The sequence below is a fragment of the Gilliamella sp. Pra-s60 genome (assembly GCF_009795755.1).
In the GTDB taxonomy this organism is placed as follows: Bacteria; Pseudomonadota; Gammaproteobacteria; order Enterobacterales; family Orbaceae; genus Gilliamella.
In genome coordinates, this window is record NZ_WTFA01000032.1 from 1 (window position 1) to 2,464 (window position 2,464).

Annotated in this window: 1 protein-coding gene; it reads left to right on the top strand. The window is 40.8% G+C overall.

All coding sequences use genetic code 11. The features are described 5' to 3' along the window. Positions 1 to 715: hypothetical protein (locus GQ596_RS10870; protein WP_202113805.1), on the top strand; the 715-nt coding region annotated here is incomplete at its 5' end. Between the last annotated feature and the right edge of the window lie 1,749 nt (positions 716 to 2,464).

Below are 2,464 nucleotides of genomic sequence, written 5' to 3' on the forward strand. Positions count from 1 at the left end.
AGGAGCAGATGGTTTGTATTTTGATTTGGATATAGGTGGATTAGATGGAAGTCAGTTAAGTTGGACAGTTAACACAAGTGGTAGTCTAAGAGCAACGGTGAGTTGGAGGTTGCCAGTCTCAGACCGAAATAGAACTTACATTGATGGTTGGATTACGGATAAATCCAAAAATGTAACACGGGTAACGTTGCATGGTCCAGAGGCAAGAAGCCAGAGGAACAACAATAATCCTAGTCGAATTACCGTGCCATCTTTGCCACAGACGTTCGAGTTGGTGGGTAGGGATAGTAGTGGTAATGCTGTCGTGAAATATGGATTTGTTTTAAAGCAGTGGTTCGTCGATCGTAGTAATAGAAGGAATACCGCTCCTAATCAAACAGCATGGTGTAATAGTTTGGGTTATCGATTGTCAAGGGTAAGGGATTTAACCAATGCGGTTTGTTCTGGTTGGAATATAAATAATAATTATCCTTGTACTGGTGCAGTAGGCGCTACGCCGTCGTCTAGTAATAATGTTCTCATGCGTCACATAGGTGCAGGATTTTTCACGGAGTGGGGCTACATGATCAGCTACGCTGATGCGGACTTCGACAACTACGGCTACTGGACGAGTGACGCTACGGGTAGCAAGCAGTTCTACGTCTCCCCGGGCACCGGCTTTGTCGGCAGCGACCGGGTCAGCTACAGTTTCCTTGCTGTTTGCACCGCACCTTAGCTTTTAGCGTTTAGTTCTTAATCCTTAGGGCGCGGAAGGGGGTTACGGTGCCTGAGAGGTCAATATAACAAAGAATAAAACCCCCGCGTAAGTTGGGGCGTTTCCCTTAGGGTTGCGCCGTTGTGGCAAAGCCACAATAGCGCCGCCCCCCGCCGCAACGCTGAAAGTATCGATGGCAGTTTTAGTGGATTACGCTGTGGTGGTTTAAAGCGGTGGTCTATTTTTAGTACGGCAAGGTTTCGGACGTTTTGACCTTTGGTGAACAAAATAGCTACAGTGACAACGTCCGAGCAAAGGGAATTAAAGCGAATTCCCTTTGCAAACCCACGCTTTGGCTACAGAATGTGGCCTTCGGCTACCCTCCGCAATTACTCGTATCATCCCTGATACTCGCCTCTTCGAGGCCATCTTCGCTTTGCTCAGATGTTCAAATTTGTTCCAGACAAATTTGTCGCTCGGTCTTAACGCACCGTTTGTGCGATTACTCGTATCATCCTGATACTCGCCTCTTCGAGGCCACCTTCGCTGTGCTCAGGTGTTCAAATTTGTTCCAGACAAATTTGTCAAGCGCGCCACAAACTCGCCAAACGTCCTTGTTTGGCGTGCTAACCTCGCTCTGTTGTCGGCACATTCTGACGCCGTAATAAGACAACAACATAACCTTAGGCCTTTTTTGTGAGTTGTTTTTGTATTAAAAAGCAATGCAAAAACCCCAAAAAAGTGGTCAGGAAAGGTATTGATTTTATTAAAGTTTTTATTTAACTCTTTTTAAGCAAAATCAACCACTTGCATAACTAGCGTTAAATACCAACAACTAACAAACCCGCAAAACCAATAAAAGTACACTCTGGATAACAACACTTAACCGCAAAAAAGTGGTCAGGAAAGGCACTGATTTTATTAAAGTTTTTTCTATCCATTTTTTTGAATATAAACCTCTACAAACCCTTTTTTTTACGATAATTTAAAATTCAATAAAATCAATATATTATAAAACAGCTTAAAAAAAGGGTTTTCAAAGCCAAAATTGTTGTTTATCTTTATATAACAAGATTTATCAAATCTTGAGTTCTCCCTTAACGCCGTATAGGCGGTTTAGAAATATATAAATCGGGTAAATCCCGTACGCTAAGGCCTTAACGCCGCATAGGCGGCAATAAAAAATAAAATTAATCATATAATTAAAAAACAATCGGCTATGCTATCTGTTTTATTCAGGCGTCAGACAAATTTGTCTGGAACAAATTTGAACATCTGAGCACAGCGAAGGTGGCCTCGAAGAGGCGAGTATCAGGGATGATACGAGTAATTGCGTCGGGGCAGCCGAAGGCCACATTCTGTAGCCAAAGCGTGGGTTGTCAAGGAATTCGCTTAAATTCCCTTGGCTCGGACGTGGGCACTGTAGCCATTTTGTTCACCAAAGGACAAAACGTCCGAAACCACCACACCTAACTCATTCTATACACTAACAAAAAAAGCCCTATTTTGATAAAATAGTAGCCAGGAAAGGTACTGATTTTATTGATGTTTTTATGTGATTATTTTTAAATAAAATCAAATAGTTACATGCCATATTAAAAGTTTCTTAAAACTTAATAACGAAAAACTAAGCTAAGTATAAATAAAACATTACAATTCTTAAAAAAAAAAGTGGTGATTTAATCTTTAACAAACTATATGCTTTAAATACTTTATAAAAACTCACTAAAACAAGTGATTGCTTATAAAAAAACCAAATAAAACAATGAT